Genomic DNA, 1,026 nt, shown 5'->3' on the forward strand with positions numbered 1-1,026 from the left:
AGGGCCCGCTCGGTCTGGAGCAGCATCTCGCGCGCGTTGGCCGCGAGCGCCATCTCGTGCTCGCGCGTGATGTTCTTCGTGCCGGTGTCGGCGTCGTCGTCGCCCGCGCCGTCGCCCGAGTCCCGCATCAGACCGGCCAGGCCCTCCTCGGCCGACGCGATCTCGCTGCCCAGCCGCAGGGCCTCGCTCTGCAGCTCGGCGCGCGCCTCGGCGACCTCATCGGCGGTCCAGGGGTCCTCCCCGGGGCGTACCGCCAGCTCACCGGGCTCGGCGGCGGACGCCCGCGCCTTGGGAACCGCGCCGGGCTGCTGCGCCGCCGTGGCCGTGCCCTGAGTCTTCTTCGCAACCACTGTCGTGGCTCCCGTCGTCTTCGCGGTCTCGTCCGCGTCCTCGGCCGTCTTCTTCGCGCTCTTGCGTCCGGTGGCCCCGCCGGCCTTCTTCGCCGCTGTCTTCTTCGTGGCTGTCTTCGTGGCTGTCTTCGTCGCTGCCTTCTTCGTCGTACGTTTCCCCTCCGGGGGGCTCTCGGCACCTCCTGAGGCCGGGGACGTACCGGCCTTCTCGGCGACCGCCTTCTTCGCGGCCGTCTTCTTCGCGGCCGTCTTCTTCGCCGGAGCCTTCTTCGCCGCGGGCTTCTCGGCGGCAGCCTTCTCGGCCGCCGTCTTCTTCGCGGCGGCGCTGCGCACGGCGGCGGACTTCTTGCCGGTGGCCGTCTCCTTCGGCGCGGCGGCACCCGCCGCCCCCGCCGTCGCCCCGGACGCCGGCTTCACCGCCTTGCCGGTGCCCGTGGATCTGCCGGTCGCAGACTGCTGAACGGCGGTCTTCTTCGCCACCATGGCCGCGGCCCCTTCACATATTGTGATCTTGCACGCGAATCGTGCTGGGACGATAAATCGACTCGGGGCCCACGGCAACGGGGAGCGCACCCCGTCCGGCCCCGCCCCGCGCCCCGGGCACGGCGGGCCTGCCCGGGTCGTGCCCCGCCGCCTGCCTGGTCATCCGCCCGGCGGGCACGGCGCGAGCCCGCTC

At 73.5% G+C, this 1,026-nt stretch carries 1 protein-coding gene; it reads right to left on the bottom strand.

Features of this window, described 5'->3' with window-relative positions; genetic code table 11:
* Positions 1-833, bottom strand: an 833-nt coding sequence (locus GTW43_RS32535) for a TraR/DksA family transcriptional regulator (RefSeq protein WP_161305565.1), incomplete at its 3' end; no start/stop codon positions are given.
* Positions 834-1,026 lie beyond the last annotated feature (193 nt).

The sequence above is a fragment of the Streptomyces sp. SID5785 genome (assembly GCF_009870065.1).
Taxonomy (GTDB): domain Bacteria; phylum Actinomycetota; class Actinomycetes; order Streptomycetales; family Streptomycetaceae; genus Streptomyces.